At 71.0% G+C, this 17,978-nt stretch carries 18 protein-coding genes; 14 read left to right on the forward strand and 4 right to left on the reverse strand.

The window, feature by feature from the left end; all coding sequences use genetic code 11:
* The first annotated feature begins 154 nt into the window (after positions 1-154).
* The 3 genes from dprA to AMETH_RS08210 all read left to right on the forward strand — a co-directional run bounded on the left by dprA (position 155) and on the right by AMETH_RS08210 (position 3,573).
* On the forward strand, positions 155-1,315 hold the full coding sequence (gene dprA / locus AMETH_RS08200) for a DNA-processing protein DprA (RefSeq protein ID WP_017987588.1): 1,161 nt from the start codon (positions 155-157) through the stop codon (positions 1,313-1,315).
* 70 nt (positions 1,316-1,385) lie between these two features.
* A complete protein-coding gene (locus tag AMETH_RS08205) occupies positions 1,386-2,378 on the forward strand; it encodes a tyrosine recombinase XerC (RefSeq protein ID WP_017987589.1) in 993 nt (330 codons plus the stop codon).
* A 151-nt stretch (positions 2,379-2,529) separates the two neighbouring features.
* A complete protein-coding gene (locus tag AMETH_RS08210) occupies positions 2,530-3,573 on the forward strand; it encodes a FliA/WhiG family RNA polymerase sigma factor (protein ID WP_410468230.1) in 1,044 nt (347 codons plus the stop codon).
* On the opposite strand, the gene AMETH_RS08215 is transcribed toward AMETH_RS08210, so the two are convergent.
* The gene (locus AMETH_RS08215) at positions 3,570-4,016 is read right to left on the reverse strand and encodes a murein hydrolase activator EnvC family protein (protein ID WP_038531970.1); all 447 of its coding nucleotides are present in this window, start codon (positions 4,014-4,016) and stop codon (positions 3,570-3,572) included. The genes AMETH_RS08210 and AMETH_RS08215 overlap by 4 nt on opposite strands.
* Before the next feature lie 995 nt (positions 4,017-5,011).
* Here AMETH_RS08215 and rpsB point away from each other — a divergent pair.
* The 5 genes from rpsB to AMETH_RS08240 all read left to right on the forward strand — a co-directional run bounded on the left by rpsB (position 5,012) and on the right by AMETH_RS08240 (position 9,068).
* On the forward strand, positions 5,012-5,833 hold the full coding sequence (rpsB, locus tag AMETH_RS08220; protein WP_017987592.1) for a 30S ribosomal protein S2: 822 nt from the start codon (positions 5,012-5,014) through the stop codon (positions 5,831-5,833).
* A gap of 69 nt (positions 5,834-5,902) precedes the next feature.
* Complete coding sequence (gene tsf, locus AMETH_RS08225) at positions 5,903-6,730, forward strand: translation elongation factor Ts (RefSeq protein ID WP_017987593.1); 828 nt, start codon at positions 5,903-5,905, stop codon at positions 6,728-6,730.
* 104 nt (positions 6,731-6,834) lie between these two features.
* The gene (pyrH, locus tag AMETH_RS08230; protein WP_017987594.1) at positions 6,835-7,584 is read left to right on the forward strand and encodes a UMP kinase; all 750 of its coding nucleotides are present in this window, start codon (positions 6,835-6,837) and stop codon (positions 7,582-7,584) included.
* A 44-nt stretch (positions 7,585-7,628) separates the two neighbouring features.
* Positions 7,629-8,186, forward strand: a complete 558-nt coding sequence (frr, locus tag AMETH_RS08235) for a ribosome recycling factor (RefSeq protein ID WP_017987595.1) — start codon at positions 7,629-7,631, stop codon at positions 8,184-8,186.
* Positions 8,187-9,068 carry a phosphatidate cytidylyltransferase gene (locus AMETH_RS08240; RefSeq protein WP_017987596.1) on the forward strand — a complete coding sequence of 294 codons (882 nt, stop codon included), beginning with the start codon at positions 8,187-8,189 and terminating at the stop codon, positions 9,066-9,068.
* A 431-nt stretch (positions 9,069-9,499) separates the two neighbouring features.
* Here the strand turns inward: AMETH_RS08240 and AMETH_RS08250 are convergent, their stop codons facing one another.
* A complete protein-coding gene (locus AMETH_RS08250; protein ID WP_017987597.1) occupies positions 9,500-10,342 on the reverse strand; it encodes a VOC family protein in 843 nt (280 codons plus the stop codon).
* Between the two features lie 84 nt (positions 10,343-10,426).
* Here AMETH_RS08250 and AMETH_RS08255 point away from each other — a divergent pair, with 84 nt between their 5' ends.
* The gene (locus tag AMETH_RS08255; RefSeq protein ID WP_017987598.1) at positions 10,427-11,257 is read left to right on the forward strand and encodes a class I SAM-dependent methyltransferase; all 831 of its coding nucleotides are present in this window, start codon (positions 10,427-10,429) and stop codon (positions 11,255-11,257) included.
* Here the strand turns inward: AMETH_RS08255 and AMETH_RS08260 are convergent.
* Positions 11,206-11,652, reverse strand: a complete 447-nt coding sequence (locus AMETH_RS08260; RefSeq protein ID WP_017987599.1) for a PadR family transcriptional regulator — start codon at positions 11,650-11,652, stop codon at positions 11,206-11,208. The genes AMETH_RS08255 and AMETH_RS08260 overlap by 52 nt on opposite strands.
* A 405-nt stretch (positions 11,653-12,057) precedes the next feature.
* On the opposite strand from AMETH_RS08260, the gene rlmN reads away from it, so the two are divergent.
* Positions 12,058-13,164: a dual-specificity RNA methyltransferase RlmN gene (gene rlmN, locus AMETH_RS08265; protein WP_026153923.1), complete on the forward strand. Its 1,107-nt coding sequence runs from the start codon at positions 12,058-12,060 to the stop codon at positions 13,162-13,164.
* Positions 13,165-13,245: 81 nt separating this feature from the next.
* On the opposite strand, the gene AMETH_RS08270 is transcribed toward rlmN, so the two are convergent.
* The gene (locus tag AMETH_RS08270; RefSeq protein WP_017987601.1) at positions 13,246-13,521 is read right to left on the reverse strand and encodes a DUF2631 domain-containing protein; all 276 of its coding nucleotides are present in this window, start codon (positions 13,519-13,521) and stop codon (positions 13,246-13,248) included.
* A gap of 98 nt (positions 13,522-13,619) precedes the next feature.
* On the opposite strand from AMETH_RS08270, the gene dxr reads away from it, so the two are divergent.
* The 4 genes from dxr (at position 13,620) to AMETH_RS08290 (ending at position 17,977) form a co-directional block, all read left to right on the forward strand.
* Positions 13,620-14,825 (forward strand): 1-deoxy-D-xylulose-5-phosphate reductoisomerase, encoded by a 1,206-nt coding sequence (gene dxr, locus AMETH_RS08275; RefSeq protein WP_026153925.1) that lies wholly within the window; start codon positions 13,620-13,622, stop codon positions 14,823-14,825.
* 3 nt (positions 14,826-14,828) lie between these two features.
* Complete coding sequence (locus AMETH_RS08280; protein ID WP_017987603.1) at positions 14,829-16,043, forward strand: M50 family metallopeptidase; 1,215 nt, start codon at positions 14,829-14,831, stop codon at positions 16,041-16,043.
* A 126-nt stretch (positions 16,044-16,169) separates the two neighbouring features.
* Positions 16,170-17,321 (forward strand): flavodoxin-dependent (E)-4-hydroxy-3-methylbut-2-enyl-diphosphate synthase, encoded by a 1,152-nt coding sequence (gene ispG / locus AMETH_RS08285; RefSeq protein ID WP_026153926.1) that lies wholly within the window; start codon positions 16,170-16,172, stop codon positions 17,319-17,321.
* Positions 17,322-17,404: 83 nt separating this feature from the next.
* Positions 17,405-17,977: a Uma2 family endonuclease gene (locus AMETH_RS08290; RefSeq protein WP_017987605.1), complete on the forward strand. Its 573-nt coding sequence runs from the start codon at positions 17,405-17,407 to the stop codon at positions 17,975-17,977.
* Position 17,978: the final 1 nt, after the last annotated feature.

Below are 17,978 nucleotides of genomic sequence, written 5' to 3' on the forward strand. Positions count from 1 at the left end.
ATCGACCTTCGCTCCACCCCGGCCCATCGGGACGGCCACATGAGCCCTCAAACCTCACACAGCGCATCACCTCGGCGCTGGCCAAGGCATATGTCACACCCACCAAGGCGCCCAGCCCCGCTCCCGCACCGGCACTCCACGCGGGGAGGGCAGCATGACAACCCCCGAGTCCGTGAGCGACAAGCTCGACGCAGTGCGCCTGGCCCGCTCCTACCTGGTTCGCGTCGCCGAGCCGCCGGCCCCCGCCGTGGTCGACTTCGTCGCCCAGCACGGGCCCGTCGCGGCAGCCGAGGCGATTCGCGCCGGCAACTGTCCCAGCCGCGTGCGCGACGAGACCGAGGCCCGCCGCACGCACGACCACGCTCAGCGCGACCTCGACGAGGGGGCTCGCCTCGGCATGCGGCTGCTCATCCCGGAGGACGACGAGTGGCCCGGCTGGCCGCTCCTGTCCCTTCAACTCGCCGCCAGCCGTGGTGTGCAGGGCGTCGCCCCGCCGCTCGCGTTGTGGGTGCGCGGCCAGGTCCGCTTCGACGAGGTCACCGAGCAGGCCGTGGCGATCGTCGGCGCGCGAGCCGCCACCGGGTACGGCGAGCACGTCGCCGGCGACTTCGCCGCCGCACTGGCCGGCCAGGGCATCTCGGTCTTCTCCGGCGCCGCCTACGGGGTCGATGGCGCGGCGCACCGCGGGACTCTCTTCGTCGGCGGCACCACCGTCGCGTTGCTCGGCTGTGGTCTCGACGCCGGGTATCCCGCCGGGCACGTCGTCCTGCTCGACAAGATCGCCGAGCACGGTGGGCTCGTCGTCAGCGAGTACCCGCCGGGCACACCGCCGGCCCGCCACCGGTTCCTCGTCCGCAACCGCCTCATCGCGGCGCTCAGCGAGGGCACGATCGTCGTGGAAGCAGGCCGGCGCAGTGGCGCCCGCAACACCGCGACCATAGCCGGAGCGCTCGGCAAGGTGGTGATGGCCGTGCCAGGGCCGGTCACCTCCGCGTTGTCGATCGGCTGTCACGAACTGATCCGCGAGTCCGGCGCCACGCTCGTGGCCTCGGTCGACGACGTGATCGAAACCGTCGGGCGGCTGGGCACGCCCAGGCCCGAGAAGGTCCGCTCGAAACGGCCGACGGACGGTCTCGGCCCGGACGCCCTGCGCGTCCACGAGGCGCTCGACCGGCGCGAGGGCAAATCCGCCGAGCAGATCGCGACCGAATCCGGGGTGCCGGTCGCCCGGGTCCGGGCGCTGCTGCCCGCCCTCGAACTCGACGAGTTCGCCGCGCGCTGCGAGAGCGGCTGGCGTCGCAGGACGAGGAGGTGATGCGATCGTCATCTGCCGCCGGTGTGGCGATGCTTGACCGCGCGCGTCCCTTCGCGCAGCGTGAACAACCATGTCCGCACGGGAATCTCGGGGCCGCAAAACGGACCTGCACGCCCTCCGGGACGCCCTGCCGCGCGCCGCCGCCGAGCTGGTCGACGCCTACGAACGCCACCTCGGGCTCGAGCGGGGGTTGTCCCCGCACACGGTGCGCGCGTACGTCGGGGACGTGGTGTCCCTGCTGGGGTTCCTGCACGGTGAGGAGCCGCGGCCGGATGCCGCCGCGCTCGAGGGCCTGGACATCGGAGCGCTGCGGGCCTGGCTCGCTGATCAGCGCAACGGGGGAGCCGGCCGGACCACCCTGGCACGGAGGGCGGCCTCGGCTCGGACCTTCACCGCCTGGGCCCGCCGCCAGGGCGCGCTCGACCACGACCCGGGCGCGAAGCTGGTCGCGCCACGCGTGCACCGGACCCTGCCGCCGGTGCTGCGGCCGGACGAGGCCGAGGACGTCCTGACGGCCGCGGGCAGCGGCGCGGCGCAGCAGGAGCCGGTCACCTTGCGTGATCTCGCTGTCCTCGAGTTGCTCTACGCGACGGGTATGCGCGTGTCCGAGCTGTGCGGGCTCGATGTCGACGACGTGGACTTCGGGCGCAGGCTCGTCCGGGTCCTCGGCAAGGGCGGCAAGGAGCGCATGGTCCCGTTCGGCGCACCGGCCGACCGGGCCTTGCGTGGCTGGCTGGACCACGGCCGGCCGGCGGTGGCGGGTGCGGTGGCGAAGCCGCACGCGTCCGCGCTGTTCCTCGGCGTGCGAGGCGGTCGGCTGGACCCGAGAACGGTCCGGCGGGTGGTGCACGAGGCTCTCGACGCGGTGCCCTCGGCGGCCGACATGGGCCCGCACGGCCTGCGGCACACCGCGGCGACGCACCTGCTGGAGGGCGGTGCCGACCTTCGCAGCGTTCAGGAGCTACTCGGTCACGCTACGCTTGCCACGACACAGCTCTACACCCACGTGACCGTCGAGCGGTTGAAGGCGATCCATGACCAAGCCCACCCCCGATCCCGATGACCTCGGAGGACGGCAGGCAGGATCGTTGACACCGCCCGTCCCGTACGAGCCCGGAGAACGACCTGAGCCCGCTACCGAGAACGGTTCCCGTGTGACGGCCGATTTGCGAGCGACCCCTGCCCGCCCTGCCCCCGAGCAGGCCGGACACCCGATGCAGCCCAGGTCCGAACCGGACAGTGGGCTTCGGAGCGAACACACAGGCGCACCCGTCCCGGGCGTCGGAGCTCGCGGTGATGCGCTCGCGGCCGGTGGCGAGGCACCGGACGGGGCCCGGCTCATCGCGAGCGGCGATTCCCAAGCCGCGGAAGGGACGCCCGGCCGCGCGGACGCGTCTGGGGCCACTCGCCCAGCTGCGGACATCGAGCCGCTGGCCAGTGAAACGGCAGTCACCAGCACCGCTCCAGCGGGTGGGTCCTCCGCCCGGAGCGCGGGGGACGGTGACTCCGCGATCCAGGCCGTGTGGCGCGAGTTCCGCGAACGTCCGGAGCAGCGGCTGCGCGAGCGCCTGGTCCTGCACTACGCGCCGCTGGTCAAGTACGTCGCCGGGCGGGTCGGCACCGGGCTGCCCACGCACGTCGACGTCAGCGACCTGATCCAGTCCGGCATCTTCGGCCTGATCGACGCCATCGAGAAGTTCGAACCCGAGCGTGGCCTGCGGTTCGAGACCTACGCGATGCAGCGCATCCGCGGCGCGATCCTCGACGACCTGCGCTCGCAGGACTGGGTGCCCCGAGTGGTGCGCAGCCGCGCCCGTGAGGTGGAGCGCGCCCTCGAACGCCTCGGCGGCAGGTTGCGCCGCACCCCGACCGACACCGAGGTCGCCGCCGAGCTGGGCATCACCCTCGACGAGCTGCGCGACCTCTACAGCCAGCTGCAGCTGACCAGCGTGGTCGCGCTCGAGGACCTCATGGCGGCAGGCCGGGAGAGCGGCTCGCTGGTCGACACGCTCCCCGACGACGACGCCATCGACCCCGTCGCCGTGCTCGTCGACCGGGACAACCGCCGCCAGCTCGCCGAGGCCATCGCGCAGCTCACGGAACGCGACCGGATCGTGGTCAGCCTCTACTACTTCGAACGGCTGACGCTCGCTGAGATCGGGCGCGTCCTTGGTGTCACCGAGTCGCGGGTCAGCCAGCTGCACACACGCGCCGTCCTCCGGCTGCGGGCTCGGCTCACGGAGCAGGCCGGGGTCTAGCCGGTCCACGGCTTGAGCCGGATCGCCAAGCCGGTTTGGACCAGGGGGAGCGGGTTCAGGTATTCCTCGCCCCGCCGGACGCCCCAGTGCAGGCAGGCCTCGACCGGACAACCCGGATGCCCGGCCTCGACGACCCCGACCGGCTGTCCCCGCCACACCTGCGTGCCGACCGGGACCGACGGCACGACCGGCTCGTAGGTGGTCCGCAGCCCGCCGTCGTGGTCGATCGAGACCACCGGCCGCCCGGCGACGAGCCCCGCGAACACCACCACGCCCGGCCCTGCGGCCAGGACCTGCTGACCGGGCGCCACGGCCAGGTCGACGCCGCGGTGGCCCGGCCCATAGGGCCCGGACGGCGCCTGGAACGGCCGGACGACCGCCGGTTTCGGGGACAACGGCCACCCGAACCGGGGATCGAGCTCGCCCGCCACCGCGCGAGCCACAGCAGCCGGCCCAGTCCCGGGCGGGTCGATTGCTGCGCCCGCCACGGGCGCCGGGCCCTTCGCTGCCGACCCGTGCCGGGAACTGACTGCGGCGGCCGCCGGCCGCTTCGTTGCCGGTCCGCGCGGTGAGCTGGTGACGGCCGCAGCGGCTGGTTCTGTGGTGGCTTGCGCGTGTGGCGAATTGGCTGCAGCCACCGGTCCTGCGGTGGCCGGGGTGAGGGGTGCGACGGCCGCGGCCGCTGGCTCTGGTGTGGTCCGCACCGGCGGTGGGGTTGCCGCGGCCACTGGTCCTGCGGTGGCCGTTCGGAGGGGCATGTCGGCTGTGGCCGCTGGCTCATGTGTGGCCCGCGCCGGCGGTGGGGTAGCTGCGGCCCCCGGATCTGCGGTGGGCGGTCTGAGGGATGTGCCGGCCCCGGCCGGCGGCCGCGCTGAGTGGGCTGCGGAGGCAGCTGCCGGTCCCGCGGTAGCCGATCCGTGTGGTCTGGCCGCCACTACCGATGATCCTGCCGCGTCCAGCCCCCACGGCACCTCCAGTGCAGCCGGGACCAGGAGCCACACCACGGCACTGACCAGCACGAACCCGGGCAACCGGCGAAGCACCACCATCATCGGCCCAGCCTGGCGCACATCGGGCGCCACGAACGGGCGGCGATAGAATCTGTGGACAACTCCGCCTCGCCTGTGGACAACCGGCGCTGGTCGAACCGTCGGCGGCACCCGGGACCGCGCAGCCGATAACACCAGGCCGCCCGTGGTGAACCCCGCGCCGCCAGGGCGTACACTGTTCGCGCGGCCTGTCGCGACAGGTCGACTTCGCGTGTACGTGCACGTTCCCGCTCACGGAACCCACGGCGCCCGGCGGTCCCCGAGGAGTCATCCACGGGGTCCGGGCACCGGCACTGCACCAGGGTCGCCGGCCACCCGGCCGACGGCGACAAAACCGACCAGCGCGTCCCGCGGGGCGCGCGCTACACAGAAGAGGTGCGGATCCGGCCATGGCCGTCGTCACCATGAAGCAGCTGCTCGATTCCGGTGTGCACTTCGGGCACCAGACCCGCCGCTGGAACCCGAAGATGAAGCGCTACATCCTCACCGAGCGCAACGGCATCTACATCATCGACCTGCAGCAGACGCTGAGCTACATCGACCGTGCGTACGAGTTCATCAAGGAGACCGTCGCGCACGGCGGCACCATCATGTTCGTCGGCACGAAGAAGCAGGCCCAGGAGGCGATCGCCCGCGAGGCGCAGCGCGTGGGCATGCCCTTCGTCAACCAGCGCTGGCTCGGCGGCATGCTGACCAACTTCCAGACCGTGCACAAGCGGCTGCTGCGTCTCAAGGAGCTCGAGGCCCAGGAGCAGACCGGCGGTTTCCAGGGGCTGACCAAGCGCGAGATCCTGACGCTGACCCGCGAGAAGGAGAAGCTGGAGCGCACCCTCGGCGGTATCCGCGACATGCAGAAGGTGCCCAGCGCCGTCTGGATCGTGGACACCAAGAAGGAGCACATCGCCGTTGGCGAGGCGCGCAAGCTGAACATCCCGGTCGTCGCGGTCCTGGACACCAACTGCGACCCGGACGAGGTCGACTACCCGATCCCGGGCAATGACGACGCGATCCGCTCGGCCGCGCTGCTCACCAAGGTGGTCGCCGAGGCCGCCGCCGCCGGCCTGATGGCCCGCTCCAGCCGCAACGGCTCCGCCGCCGCCGAGGGTCAGGACAAGCCCGAGCCGGGCGTGTCCGACGAGCCGCTCGCGGAGTGGGAGCAGGACCTGCTGAAGAACAGCGAGGCCCCGGCCGAGCAGACCACCGCCTCCTGAACCTTTCCGGCACGGCCGCGCCGGACCGGCGCGGCCCCCAAACTTTCCGAGAGGAACGGACACCGCACGATGGCGAACTACACCGCGGCGGACGTCAAGCGTCTCCGCGAGCTCACCGGCTCCGGCATGATGGACTGCAAGAAGGCGCTCGAGGAGAGCGGCGGCGACTTCGACAAGGCCGTTGAGTTCCTGCGCATCAAGGGCGCCAAGGACGTCGGCAAGCGCGCCGAGCGCGCCACCGCCGAGGGCCTCGTCGCCGGCGACGGCGGCGTGCTGGTCGAGATCAACTCCGAGACCGACTTCGTCGCCAAGAACGAGCAGTTCCAGGAACTCGCCAACAAGATCGTCAAGGTCGCGCAGACCCTGAAGACCGACGACGTCGAGAAGCTGGCCGCGGCCGAGCTCGAGGGCGGCAAGTCCGTCGGTGACGCCGTGCAGGAGCTGGCCGCCAAGATCGGCGAGAAGCTGGTCCTGCGCCGCGTGGTGGCCTTCGACGGCCAGGTCGCGACGTACCTGCACCGCCGTGGCACCGACCTGCCCCCGGCCGTCGGCGTGCTGGTCGAGTACAACGGCGAGGGCGACGGCGCCGCCGAGGCGGCCCGCAACGCGGCGCTGCAGATCGCGGCCCTCAAGCCGAAGTACCTGACCCGCGAAGAGGTGCCTGCCGACCTGGTCGACAACGAGCGCCGCATCGCCGAGGAGACCGCCCGGGCCGAGGGCAAGCCCGAGCAGGCCCTGCCCAAGATCATCGAGGGCAAGGTCAACGCGTTCTACAAGGACACCGTGCTGCTGGAGCAGCCGTCGGTCCTCGACAACAAGAAGACCGTCAAGGCGCTGCTCGACGCGGCCGGCGTGACCGTCACCCGGTTCGCCCGGTTCGAGGTCGGCCAGCCGTAACACGACGGCAGTGACGTGAGGGTGCCCCGTCTCCGTGATCACGGGGACGGGGCACACTCGTGAAGGCAGGCTCCACAAGAGCACCCGAGCGGGCGGAGGCGGATATGGGCGAGGCGAAACGAGCCGACGGCGGTTACCGGCGGGTGCTGCTGAAACTGGGTGGCGAGATGTTCGGCGGGGGAGCGCTCGGCCTCGACCCCGACGTCGTCCACTCCGTGGCCGCGCAGATCGCGGACGTCGTTCGCACCGGCGTGCAGATGGCCGTCGTCATCGGCGGTGGCAACTACTTCCGTGGCGCCGAGCTGTCCCAGCGCGGCATGGACCGCGACCGCGCCGACTACATGGCCATGCTCGGCACGGTCATGAACTCCCTGGCGCTGCAGGACTTCCTGGAGAAGGAAGGCGTCCCGACGCGCGTGCAGACCGCCATCACGATGGGCCAGGTCGCCGAGCCCTACATCCCGCGACGAGCCGAGCGGCACCTCGAAAAGGGCCGCGTGGTGATCTTCGGCGCGGGCACCGGGATGCCCTACTTCTCCACCGACACCGCCGCCGCCCAGCGCTCGCTGGAGATCGGCTGCGAGGCCGTGCTCATGGCCAAGGCCGTCGACGGGGTCTTCACCGCGGACCCGAAGAGCGACCCGAGCGCGAAGATGTTCGACGAGATCAGCCACCGCGAGGTGCTCGAGCGCGGGCTCAAGGTCGCCGACGCCACCGCCTTCAGCCTCTGCATGGACAACAACATGCCCATCATCGTGTTCAACCTGCTCACCGAGGGGAACATCGCGAGGGCGGTGCGTGGTGAGAGGATCGGCACGTTGGTGAGCACCTCCGGGGCCGGGCCCAGCGCCTGACCCCGAACGGACCGGGAACAACAGCACACACAACGGGAGTAGCCGTGATCGACGAGACCCTCCTCGACGCCGAGGAGAAGATGGAAAAAGCGGTGTCCTTCGCCAAGGAGGATCTGTCGTCGGTGCGGACCGGCCGGGCCAACCCGGGCATGTTCGCCCGCATCATGGTGGAGGCGTACGGGTCGACGATGCCGCTGAACCAGGTGGCCGGCGTCAACATCCCCGAGGCCCGCATGGTGATCGTCAAGCCCTACGACCAGGGGCAGCTCGGCGCCATCGAGAAGGCCATCCGCGAGTCCGACCTGGGCGTCAACCCGTCCAACGACGGTCAGATCATCCGCATCACCATCCCGCAGCTCACCGAGGAGCGGCGCAAGGAGATGGTGAAGATGGTCAAGGCCAAGGGCGAGGACGCCAAGGTCCACATCCGCGGTGTGCGCCGCAAGTCCAAGGAAGAGCTCGACCGCATCGCCAAGGACGGCGAGGCCGGTGAGGACGAGGTCGCGCGCGCGGAGAAGGAACTGCAGCACCTGACCGACAACTACGTGGCGAAGGTCGACGAGCTCGTCAAACACAAGGAAGCCGAGCTGCTCGAGGTCTGAATGCCACAGGTGAGCGAAGAACGCGAGAAGGCCCCGGTGGCTTCTCCCGAGCCGGCTGAACCGGCCAAGAAAACGTCGCGGGCCGGACGCAACCTCCCCGCGGCGATCGGTGTCGGGCTGGCACTGGGTGCGGCGATCCTCGTGTCGCTGCTCACCGTGCGGTACCTGTTCATCGGGATCATCGCGGCGGCGATCGCCGTCGGCACGTACGAGTTCGCCCAGGCGCTGCGGCGCGCTGCGAACATCCGCCTCGCGCTGGTCCCGCTGCTGCTCGGCGGTCAGGCGATGCTGTGGCTGTCCTGGCCGTTCGGGTACGAGGGCGCCCTGATCGCGTTCGCGGTCACCGTGCTGGCGTGCCTGCTCTGGCGGTTGCCCGGCGGTCCGGTTGGCTACGTGCGGGACATCAGCGGGTCCGTGTTCACCGCCGCGTACCTGCCGTTGTTCGGCGCGTTCGCGGCGATGCTCGTCCCGCCGTCCGACGGCGTCGGCCGCGTGCTGGCGTTCCTGATCGGCGTCGTCGCGTCGGACACCGGCGGCTACATCGCCGGTGTCCTCAAGGGCAAGCACCCGATGGCGCCGTCGATCAGCCCGAAGAAGACGTGGGAGGGCTTCAGCGGGTCGCTCGTCGCGGGTGTCGTGGCGGGTTCGCTGACGCTGACGCTGCTGCTCGACGGGCAGGTCTGGCAGGGCGTGGTGTTCGGGGTCGCGATCGTGCTGACCGCGACCCTGGGCGACCTGGTCGAGTCGCTGATGAAGCGGGACCTCGGCATCAAGGACATGGGCACGCTGCTGCCGGGCCACGGCGGGCTGATGGACCGGCTCGACTCGCTCCTGCCCTCCGCCGTGGTGTCGTTCCTGCTGCTGTCGGCGTTCCTGAACTGACCGCCGTCAGCGGGACCACACGCCGAACCACTGCTCGGCGCCGTACTCCTCGTAGCGCTCCACCTCGGTGAACCCCCGTACCCGCAGCCCCACGCCCGCGGCAGGAACAGGTAGCCGAGCTCGGCCTCCCCGGCCTCCGGACGCACGTGCCCCGGACGGTCCGCGTCTCGCGGGTCGAGGGTGATCATCCCGATCATCGCGCCGTCGAGTTCGACCACCAACAGCCCTGGGCGCCGTCCGGGCACTTCGGGCACCGAGCGCTCCAGCTCGTCGCGCGGCCGAGAGCCGCCGACCTCCGGGGATGCGAACAGCTCGATGAACGCCGCCCGGGCCGCGGACTCGCGGAGGACGAGTCGCTCGGTCGTGATCGGGACGGGTGGCCAGGCGTCGAACACGGCGGCGAACCTATCGCACGCCCGGGCAGCGACGGCTCAGTCGTCGTAGGGGTCGTCCACCTCGGCGCGGCCCCAGCCCTCGCTCGTGCGCGAGTGGTCGATGATCGAGAACACCGCGCCCGCCGGATCGGCGAGGATCGCGATCCGGCCCCACGGCGTGTCGTATGGCTCCACCAGCACGGTTCCGCCCAGCATCAGCGCGTGCCCCGCCGTCGCGTCGGTGCCGCGGGCCGGGTCGACGCCGAAGTACACCATCCAGTGCGGCGGCGCCTGCGGCGGGTACTCGGGTCCCATCACGTACCGGTACAGCACCGGTTGCTGTTCCAGCCGCCATTCCACGTAGTCGACGCCGCGGCCGTCGCCCACCTGCAGGCTCGTGTACGAGAAGAGCCGGGTGAAGAAGCCGTCCGCCGCCTCGCCGTCGCGCGTGTTCAGGTCGGCGCCGGAGAAGGTATTCGGGAAGCCCGCCGCGAACGCCCAGTCCGCCGGCGGCTGCCACAGCACGAACGGCGCGCCGGAGGGCTCGATGCCGTGCAGGATGCTGCCGCGGTGCGGCAGCACGGTCGGTTCGAGCGTGACGGCTCCGCCGAGCCGCTGCACCCAGTTCGCCGCCGCGTGCGCGTTCTGCACCGAAACGTTGATCATCCAGGCGTTCGCCTGGTCCGGCGCGGCCTGGTAGAGGCCGCCGACGGGCACACCGTCCCGCGTGCCGATCAGGTACCGGCCGGTGCGCGTCGCCGGATCGCGGCTGAGCAGGAAGGTCCAGCCGAACAGGCCTTCGTAGAACCGGTGGGACGCCGCCTCGTCGACGCTGGCGAGCTCGACCCAGCACGGCACCCCGGACGGCAGGACGGACGGGGCCGAAGATCCGACGGACATACCGCCTCCGATCGGTGGGGAGGGCAGCAAGTCTATGCCGAACACGAAGCGCGTTCCGGGCATCGTCTCGGATATCCTTGCGGTGTGTGGAAGATCGCCCGGCGTGGGCAGCGGACCACGTCCAGGGCGGACGTCCTGCCCAGCCCCAACATCTGGTACTACCCGGACACCTACGAGCTCGAGAACCGCGCGCAGGACGTCGAAGGCGACATCTGGCGGGTCCTGGAAGCCGAATGTCCCTGGCAGGGCAAGGACGTGCTGGACGTCGGCTGCGGGGACGGTTTTCACCTGCCCCGCTTCGCCGAGGCCGGGCGGTCGGTGATCGGCGTCGAACCACACGAACCGTTGGTGCGCCGGGCGGAAAGCCGGGTCACCGGGCTGTCGTCGGTGCGGGTGCTGCGTGGTTCCGCGCAGTCGATCCCGGTTCCCGACGCGAGCGTCGACGTCGTGCACGCGCGCACCGCGTACTTCTTCGGCCCCGGCTGCGAACCCGGCCTGCGCGAGGCGGATCGCGTGCTGCGCCCGGGGGGTGCGCTGGCGATCGTCGATCTGGACGTGTCCAGTGAGCCGTACGGCCGGTGGATGCGGGCGGATCTACCCGACTATGACCCGGCCGCGGTCGACGCGTTCTTCGACGGCCAGGGTTTCCGCTGCCGTCGCGTGACGGCGAAGTGGCGGTTCGCCGACGCCGAAAGCCTCGCGGCGGTGCTGCGCATCGAGTTCAGCCCCGAGGTGGCCGACCGCGCGATCGAAGACGTCCTGCGGGACAACGGATCACGCCGCCGGCACGCGGCGGGCTTCACGGTGCCGGTGGGTTACCGCGTTCTTGTCCGCGACAAGCCCACCGGCCTCGTGCTGCCCGGTCACTCCTCGTCGTCCTCGTCATCGGTGTCGATCTCGCCCAGCACGGCGTAGATCGACCGACGGGCCTCGTTGAGGATCTCCGCGGCGCGTCGCTTCTGACCCGGCGTCCCGGCTTGGGACACCTGGACCGCGGCGGCGGCCAGCATCGCACCCGCCTTGCGCAGGTCGACCTCGTTGGGGTCGACGTCGGAGGCGATCTGCTCCCACGGCGGCTTCCCGTCCTGGTTGGCGGCCGCCTCGCGCCCGGCGTCGGTCAGCTCGAACAGGCGCTTGCCGCCGTCCTCGCGGGCCACCACCAGGCCTTCGTCGGCCAGCAGTTGCAGGGTCGGGTAGACCGAGCCGGGGCTCGGCCGCCAGAAGCCACCGCTGCGCTCGGCGATCTCACTGATGATCTCGTAACCGTGCCGCGGTTGCTCGGCCAGCAGGGCGAGGATGGCGGCGCGCACGTCGCCCCGCCGTCCTCGCCGCCCGCGGTGCGGGCCACGGGGGCCGCGCCCCCGGAACTCGCCGCGCGGACCGCCCGGGCCCCAGCCCGGGGGGAACTCTCCGAAACCACCGCGGGCGAACGGGCCGAAGGCGGGCCGTCCGTGCGGCGGGGGGAAATGTCCGTGTCTCATGTCGGTCTCCTTCCGTACTGTTCCGACATGTTCACGATATATCGGAAACAGTCGGAAGGCAAATCCCGTGCCCGGTCACCGGGGTTGGCGACCAGGATGAGCTGTGGAAACCGCGGCGCGCCGGTGCCCTTCGGCGGCGGCTGACCCGCCGGCCCGCCGACGGCGATCGACAGCACTTCGCTCGCGCACCCCGGCGCGGGTTCCCCGTGTGCCGACGTGGGACAATGTGTGGTTGTGTCGACATTGCCGCTGCTCTTCGAGGCTCCCCGGCGCGGGATGCCGCCTCGCCACCTCGCCGACCTGACCGCCGCCGAACGCGCGGCGGCCGTCAGCGACCTGGGCGAGAAGCCGTTCCGCGCCAAGCAGCTGTCGAACCACTACTTCGCCCGCCTGACCGCCGACCCCGCCGCGATGACCGATATCCCGGCCGCGTCGCGGGAACGGCTGGTGTCCGAGCTCATGCCGCCGCTGCTGACCGAGGTGCGCGCGGTGGCCTGCGATGACGGCACGACGCGCAAGACGCTGTGGCGCGCGCACGACGGCACCCTGCTGGAGAGCGTCCTGATGCGATACCCGGACCGGGCGACGCTGTGCATCTCCAGCCAGGCCGGCTGCGGCATGGCGTGCCCGTTCTGCGCGACCGGCCAGGCGGGGCTCACCCGCAACCTGTCGACCGCGGAGATCGTCGACCAGGTGCGCTCGGCCGCGGCGGTCATGCGGGACGGCCTGATGCCCGGCGGCCCCGGGCGGCTGTCGAACATCGTGTTCATGGGCATGGGCGAGCCGCTGGCGAACTACAAGCGCGTGCTGGCCGCGGTACGCCGCATCACCGACCCTGCGCCGAACGGGCTGGGCATCTCACAGCGATCGGTCACCGTCTCGACCGTCGGGCTGGCCCCGGCGATCCGGCGCCTGGCGGACGAGAAGATGCAGGTCCGGCTGGCGGTGTCGCTGCACACCCCGGACGACGAGCTGCGCGACACCCTGGTGCCGGTCAACAACCGCTGGCCGGTGGACGAAGTGCTGGAGGCGGCGCGGTACTACGCCGACTCGACGGGCCGCCGCGTGTCGATCGAGTACGCGCTGATCCGGGACGTGAACGACCAGCCGTGGCGGGCGGACCTGCTCGCGAAGCGGCTGCGCAAGCACCTGGGCCGGCTGGTGCACGTGAACCTGATTCCGCTGAACCCGACGCCCGGCTCGAAGTGGGACGCCTCGCCGAAGCCGGTGGAGCGCGAGTTCGTGCGGCGCGTCAACGAGGGCGGCGTGGCGTGCACCGTGCGGGACACCCGGGGGCAGGAGATCGCCGCCGCGTGCGGGCAGCTGGCCGCCGAGGGCTGATCGCCCGGAGGCCCGGTCCCGGGCGCCGAAGATGATGAAGCCCCCCACGACGAGGTCATGAGGGGCTTTCCGGGAGAGCCGTCAGCGGCGCCAGGCCGTGCGCTTCTTCTTGATGTCCACCAGCAACCCGATCACGATGCCGGCCGCGATGGCGATCAGCCACACGTTCTCGGTGTTGTTCTCGTGGTTGTTGTAGATCATCGCCAGCAGCGCGACGACCGTGACCCAGCCCGCGATGCGCGCGCCCTTCGGGAACCCGCCGTGCCAGCCCCACTCGGCCGACGGCTCGTCCCGCGGGTCCACCTTCGCCGGAGCGGCCTGCTGCCGCTTCTCGACCGCCTTGCTCGCCACGATCACTCCTCCAGGCCCTGCACGAACGTCCAACCGGATGATTCCACACCGCGACCCGCCCCGCGCCGATGACCCGCTCGGACGGGTTCGCGACAATGACCCCGATGAACGCACCCCGCACCGTGCTCGTGCTCGGCTCGACCGGCTCGATCGGCACCCAGGCCCTCGACGTCGCGGCCCGCAACCAGCACCTCTTCCGCATCTCGGGCCTCGCCGCGGGCGGGTCCGACCCGGCTCTGCTGGCGGCGCAGGCGCTGGCGCACGAAGTGGACGCCGTGGCCGTGACGAAGCCCACGGTCGTCGAGGACCTGCAGCTCGCGCTGTACGCCGAGGCCCAGAAGCGCGGCTACTCGCGGGGCGAGTTCAAGATGCCGCGCATCTTCGCCGGCCGCGACGCCGTCGTCCAGCTGATCGGCGCGGTCGGGGTGGACGTCGTGCTCAACGGCCTGCCCGGCTCCCAGGGCCTCGAACCGACGCTCAAGGCCCTCGAGACCGGCGCGACCCTCGCGCTGGCGAACAAGGAGTCGCTGATCGCGGGCGGGCCGCTCGTGCTCAAGCAGGCCAAGCCCGGTCAGCTGGTCCCGGTCGACTCCGAGCACTCCGCGATGGCGCAGGCCCTGCGCGGCGGCCGCGCCGAGGAGGTCGACCGGTTCGTGCTGACCGCCTCCGGCGGGCCGTTCCGCGGCCGCAAGCGCGCCGACCTGGCGAACGTCACGGTCGAGGATGCGCTGGCCCACCCCACCTGGGCGATGGGCCGCCTGGTCACCATCAACTCGGCCACCCTGGTCAACAAGGGCCTGGAGCTGATCGAGGCGAGCCTGCTCTTCGGCGTCCCCTGCGACAAGATCGACGTGGTCGTCCACCCGCAGTCGATCGTGCACTCGATGATCACCTTCACCGACGGCTCGACGCTGGCCCAGGCCAGCCCGCCGGACATGCGCCTGCCCATCGCGCTGGCGCTGAACTGGCCGGACCGGGTGCCCGGCGCGGCCCCGGCCTGCCGCTGGGACCAGGCGAGCTCATGGACCTTCGAACCGCTGGACAACGAGGCCTTCCCGGCCGTCGAGCTGGCCCGGCACGCCGGAACCGTCGGCGGCTGCCTGCCGGCGGTGTACAACGCGGCCAACGAGGTGTGCGTCGAGGCCTTCCTGACGCAGAACGCGGGCTTCACGGCGATTGTGGACACTGTTACCGAGGTGGTGGAGGCCGCCGACGAGTGGCGTCGCGAGCCGGGCGACGTCGCGGAGGTACTGGCGGCCGAGGAGTGGGCGCGAGCCCGGGCCGCCGAAATCATGACCGGAGGGAAGTAGCGGGTGGCCTACGTTTTCGGAGTCGTGCTGTTCGCGCTGGGCATCTGCGTGTCCGTCGCACTGCACGAGGCGGGTCACATGCTGACCGCCAAGGCGTTCGGCATGAAGGTCCGCCGCTACTTCGTGGGGTTCGGCCCGAAGGTGTTCTCCTTCCGCCGCGGCGAGACGGAGTACGGCCTGAAGTGGATCCCGCTCGGCGGGTTCTGCGACATCGCGGGCATGACCGCGCTGGACGAGGTGACGCCGGACGAGGCGCCGCGCGCGATGTGGCGCTTCAAGACCTGGAAGCGCACCGTCGTGATGGCCGCCGGGTCGGTCACGCACTTCATCCTCGGCTTCGTCGTGCTGTACCTGATGGCCGCCACGATGGGCCTGCCCAACGCGGTCGTCGGCAAGCCGCAGATCTCGTCGGTCTCCGAGTGCGTGCGCAGCGCGACCACCGACGAGGAGTACGCCAACCCGGTGTGCGAGCCGGGCGACGCCGCGCCGGCCAAGAACGGCGGCATCCAGCCCGGTGACGAGATCGTCTCCGTCAACGGCCAGCGCACCGAGACCTACGCCGACGTCACGGCCCTGATCCAGAATCTGTCCGGCCCGACCCGGTTCGAGGTCGACCGGAACGGGCAGATCGTGCCGCTGACCGTCGACGTCGTGCGGGTCGACCGCCCGGTCACCGACCCGGCCAACCCCAGCGGCCCGCAGAAGATCGTCACCGTCGGCTCGATCGGCGTGACCTTCCCGAGCACGCTGGAGTACAACGCGATCACCGCGATCGGCGGTGCGGCGTCGTTCACCGGCGACATGTTCGTGCAGACCTGGCAGCGGCTGATCGAGTTCCCGGAACGCATCCCGGCGGTGGTGTCGTCGATCTTCGGCGGCGAGCGCGACCCGAACACGCCGGTCAGCGTGGTCGGCGCCAGCCGCATCGGCGGCGAGGCCGTCGAGGCCGGGCTGTGGTCGCTGTTCCTGCTGCTGCTGGCGAGCCTGAACTTCTTCGTCGGCGTGTTCAACCTGCTGCCGCTGGACGGCGGGCACATCGCGATCGTCTGGTACGAACGGGTCCGCGACTGGGTGCGCAAGCTGCGCGGCAAGGCCGCGGGCGGCCCGGTCGACTACTCGAAGCTGTCCGCGGTCACCGTGGTGCTGGTGCTGATCGGCGGCGCCGTAACCCTGCTCACCGTCACCGCCGACATCGTCAACCCGATCAGGCTGCAGTAACGCCAGTTCTTCGCAGGTCAGGGCCCCGCGCGGGGTAACTCACTCCGGCTGGTCACCACCGGGCCGGGCCCGGCCTGTGAGTAAGCTGGACACGTCAGCAGCCCGTCTCACGCCGTAGAGGATTCGATGAGCGTCGAGCTTGGTATGCCCGCCCTCCCCGCCCCTGTGCTGTCCGAGCGCCGCAGGACGCGCCAGCTCATGGTGGGCAACGTCGGCGTGGGCAGTGAACACCCGATCTCGGTGCAGTCCATGACGACCACCCTGACCGCGGACGTGAACGCGACGCTGCAGCAGATCGCGCAGCTCACCGCGGCCGGCTGCGACATCGTGCGCGTGGCCTGCCCGTCCGCGGACGACGCCGAGGCGCTGCCCGCGATCGCGAAGAAGTCGCAGATCCCGGTCATCGCGGACATCCACTTCCAGCCCAAGTACGTGTTCGCCGCGATCGAGGCCGGCTGCGCCGCGGTGCGGGTGAACCCGGGCAACATCAAGAAGTTCGACGACAAGGTCAAGGAGATCGCCCAGGCGGCGAAGGACCACGGCACGCCCATCCGGATCGGCGTCAACGCCGGTTCGCTGGACCCGCGGCTGATGAAGAAGTACGGCAAGGCGACGCCGGAGGCGCTGGCCGAGTCGGCGCTGTGGGAGGCGTCGCTGTTCGCCGAGCACGACTTCCACGACATCAAGATCTCGGTCAAGCACAACGACCCGGTGATCATGGTCCGGGCGTACGAGATCCTCGCCGAGCAGTGCGACTACCCGCTGCACCTCGGTGTCACCGAGGCCGGCCCGGCGTTCCAGGGCACGATCAAGTCGGCGGTGGCGTTCGGCGCGCTGCTGCGGCAGGGCATCGGCGACACCATCCGCGTGTCGCTGTCCGCGCCGCCGGTCGAGGAGGTCAAGGTCGGCATCCAGATCCTGCAGTCGCTGAACCTGCGGCCGCGGAAGCTGGAGATCGTGTCGTGCCCGTCGTGCGGGCGGGCGCAGGTGGACGTCTACAAGCTGGCCGACGAGGTCACCGCGGGCCTGGAGGGCATGGAGGTCCCACTGCGCGTCGCGGTGATGGGCTGTGTGGTCAACGGCCCGGGCGAGGCGCGCGAGGCCGACCTCGGCGTGGCGAGCGGCAATGGCAAGGGCCAGATCTTCGTCAAGGGCGAGGTCATCAAGACCGTGCCGGAGCACCAGATCGTCGAGACGCTGATCGAAGAGGCGATGCGGATCGCCGAGGAGGCGGGGGATGCGGAAGGAAGCGGTTCGCCCGTCGTCACGGTGAGTTAGCCTCCCTCACAGAGGGCACATCCGGCCCCTCCGGTCGCTATCCTTGGGGGACGGCGCGTGGACGGCAGGAACGGGGTGGGTCGATGAGCACCGCATTCGCGGGTTCGGCGATGACCTGGGAACGGCTGCTGGACACCTGGCGTGAACTCCAGGTGCCGGAGGGCTGGCGCCCGGAGCTCACCGCCGAGGCGATTCAGATGACGCCGCCGCCGCCTGGGGGAAAGCACAACCTGATCGCGGATTTGGTGGACGATGCGTTGCGCCGGGCGCGCCCTGCTGGGCGCGGCATCTTCCAGACGCTGGGTGTCGGTATCCGCGCAACCGGGAGCATCTACGTGCCGGGTCTCTGCGTGGTTCCGCGGGACGCCGTCCCGGACAACTCTGATCCGGTCCCGGCCGAGCACGCGCTCCTCGTCGTCGAGATCACCTCGCCGAGCGACGGTGAGCACGACCGGAAGAAAAAGAAGTGGGCCTACGCCCACGGCGGCATCCCGCAGTACCTGCTGATCGACGCCTACGACGAGGACAGCCCGGCGGTCTCGCTGTTCACCGAGCCGGTCCAGGACGTCTACAGCCGCACCGTGCGGGTCCCCTTCGGGCCGCCGGTCGAGATCGGCGAGCCGTTCGCGGTCCCGTTGGAGACCACCGAGTTCTGAG

This window comes from Amycolatopsis methanolica 239 (genome assembly GCF_000739085.1).
In the GTDB taxonomy this organism is placed as follows: Bacteria; Actinomycetota; Actinomycetes; order Mycobacteriales; family Pseudonocardiaceae; genus Amycolatopsis_E; species Amycolatopsis_E methanolica.

What these genes read in the sequence shown, in the direction of transcription:
- dprA (WP_017987588.1), top strand. Translation starts at nt 155, where the DNA reads ATGACAACCCCCGAGTCCGTGAGCGACAAGCTCGACGCAGTGCGCCTG.
- AMETH_RS08205 (WP_017987589.1), top strand. Translation starts at nt 1,386, where the DNA reads ATGTCCGCACGGGAATCTCGGGGCCGCAAAACGGACCTGCACGCCCTC.
- AMETH_RS08210 (WP_410468230.1), top strand. Translation starts at nt 2,530, where the DNA reads ATGCAGCCCAGGTCCGAACCGGACAGTGGGCTTCGGAGCGAACACACA.
- rpsB (WP_017987592.1), top strand. Translation starts at nt 5,012, where the DNA reads ATGGCCGTCGTCACCATGAAGCAGCTGCTCGATTCCGGTGTGCACTTC.
- tsf (WP_017987593.1), top strand. Translation starts at nt 5,903, where the DNA reads ATGGCGAACTACACCGCGGCGGACGTCAAGCGTCTCCGCGAGCTCACC.
- pyrH (WP_017987594.1), top strand. Translation starts at nt 6,835, where the DNA reads ATGGGCGAGGCGAAACGAGCCGACGGCGGTTACCGGCGGGTGCTGCTG.
- AMETH_RS08240 (WP_017987596.1), top strand. Translation starts at nt 8,187, where the DNA reads ATGCCACAGGTGAGCGAAGAACGCGAGAAGGCCCCGGTGGCTTCTCCC.
- AMETH_RS08250 (WP_017987597.1), bottom strand. Translation starts at nt 10,342, where the DNA reads ATGTCCGTCGGATCTTCGGCCCCGTCCGTCCTGCCGTCCGGGGTGCCG.
- dxr (WP_026153925.1), top strand. Translation starts at nt 13,620, where the DNA reads ATGAACGCACCCCGCACCGTGCTCGTGCTCGGCTCGACCGGCTCGATC.
- ispG (WP_026153926.1), top strand. Translation starts at nt 16,170, where the DNA reads ATGAGCGTCGAGCTTGGTATGCCCGCCCTCCCCGCCCCTGTGCTGTCC.
- AMETH_RS08290 (WP_017987605.1), top strand. Translation starts at nt 17,405, where the DNA reads ATGAGCACCGCATTCGCGGGTTCGGCGATGACCTGGGAACGGCTGCTG.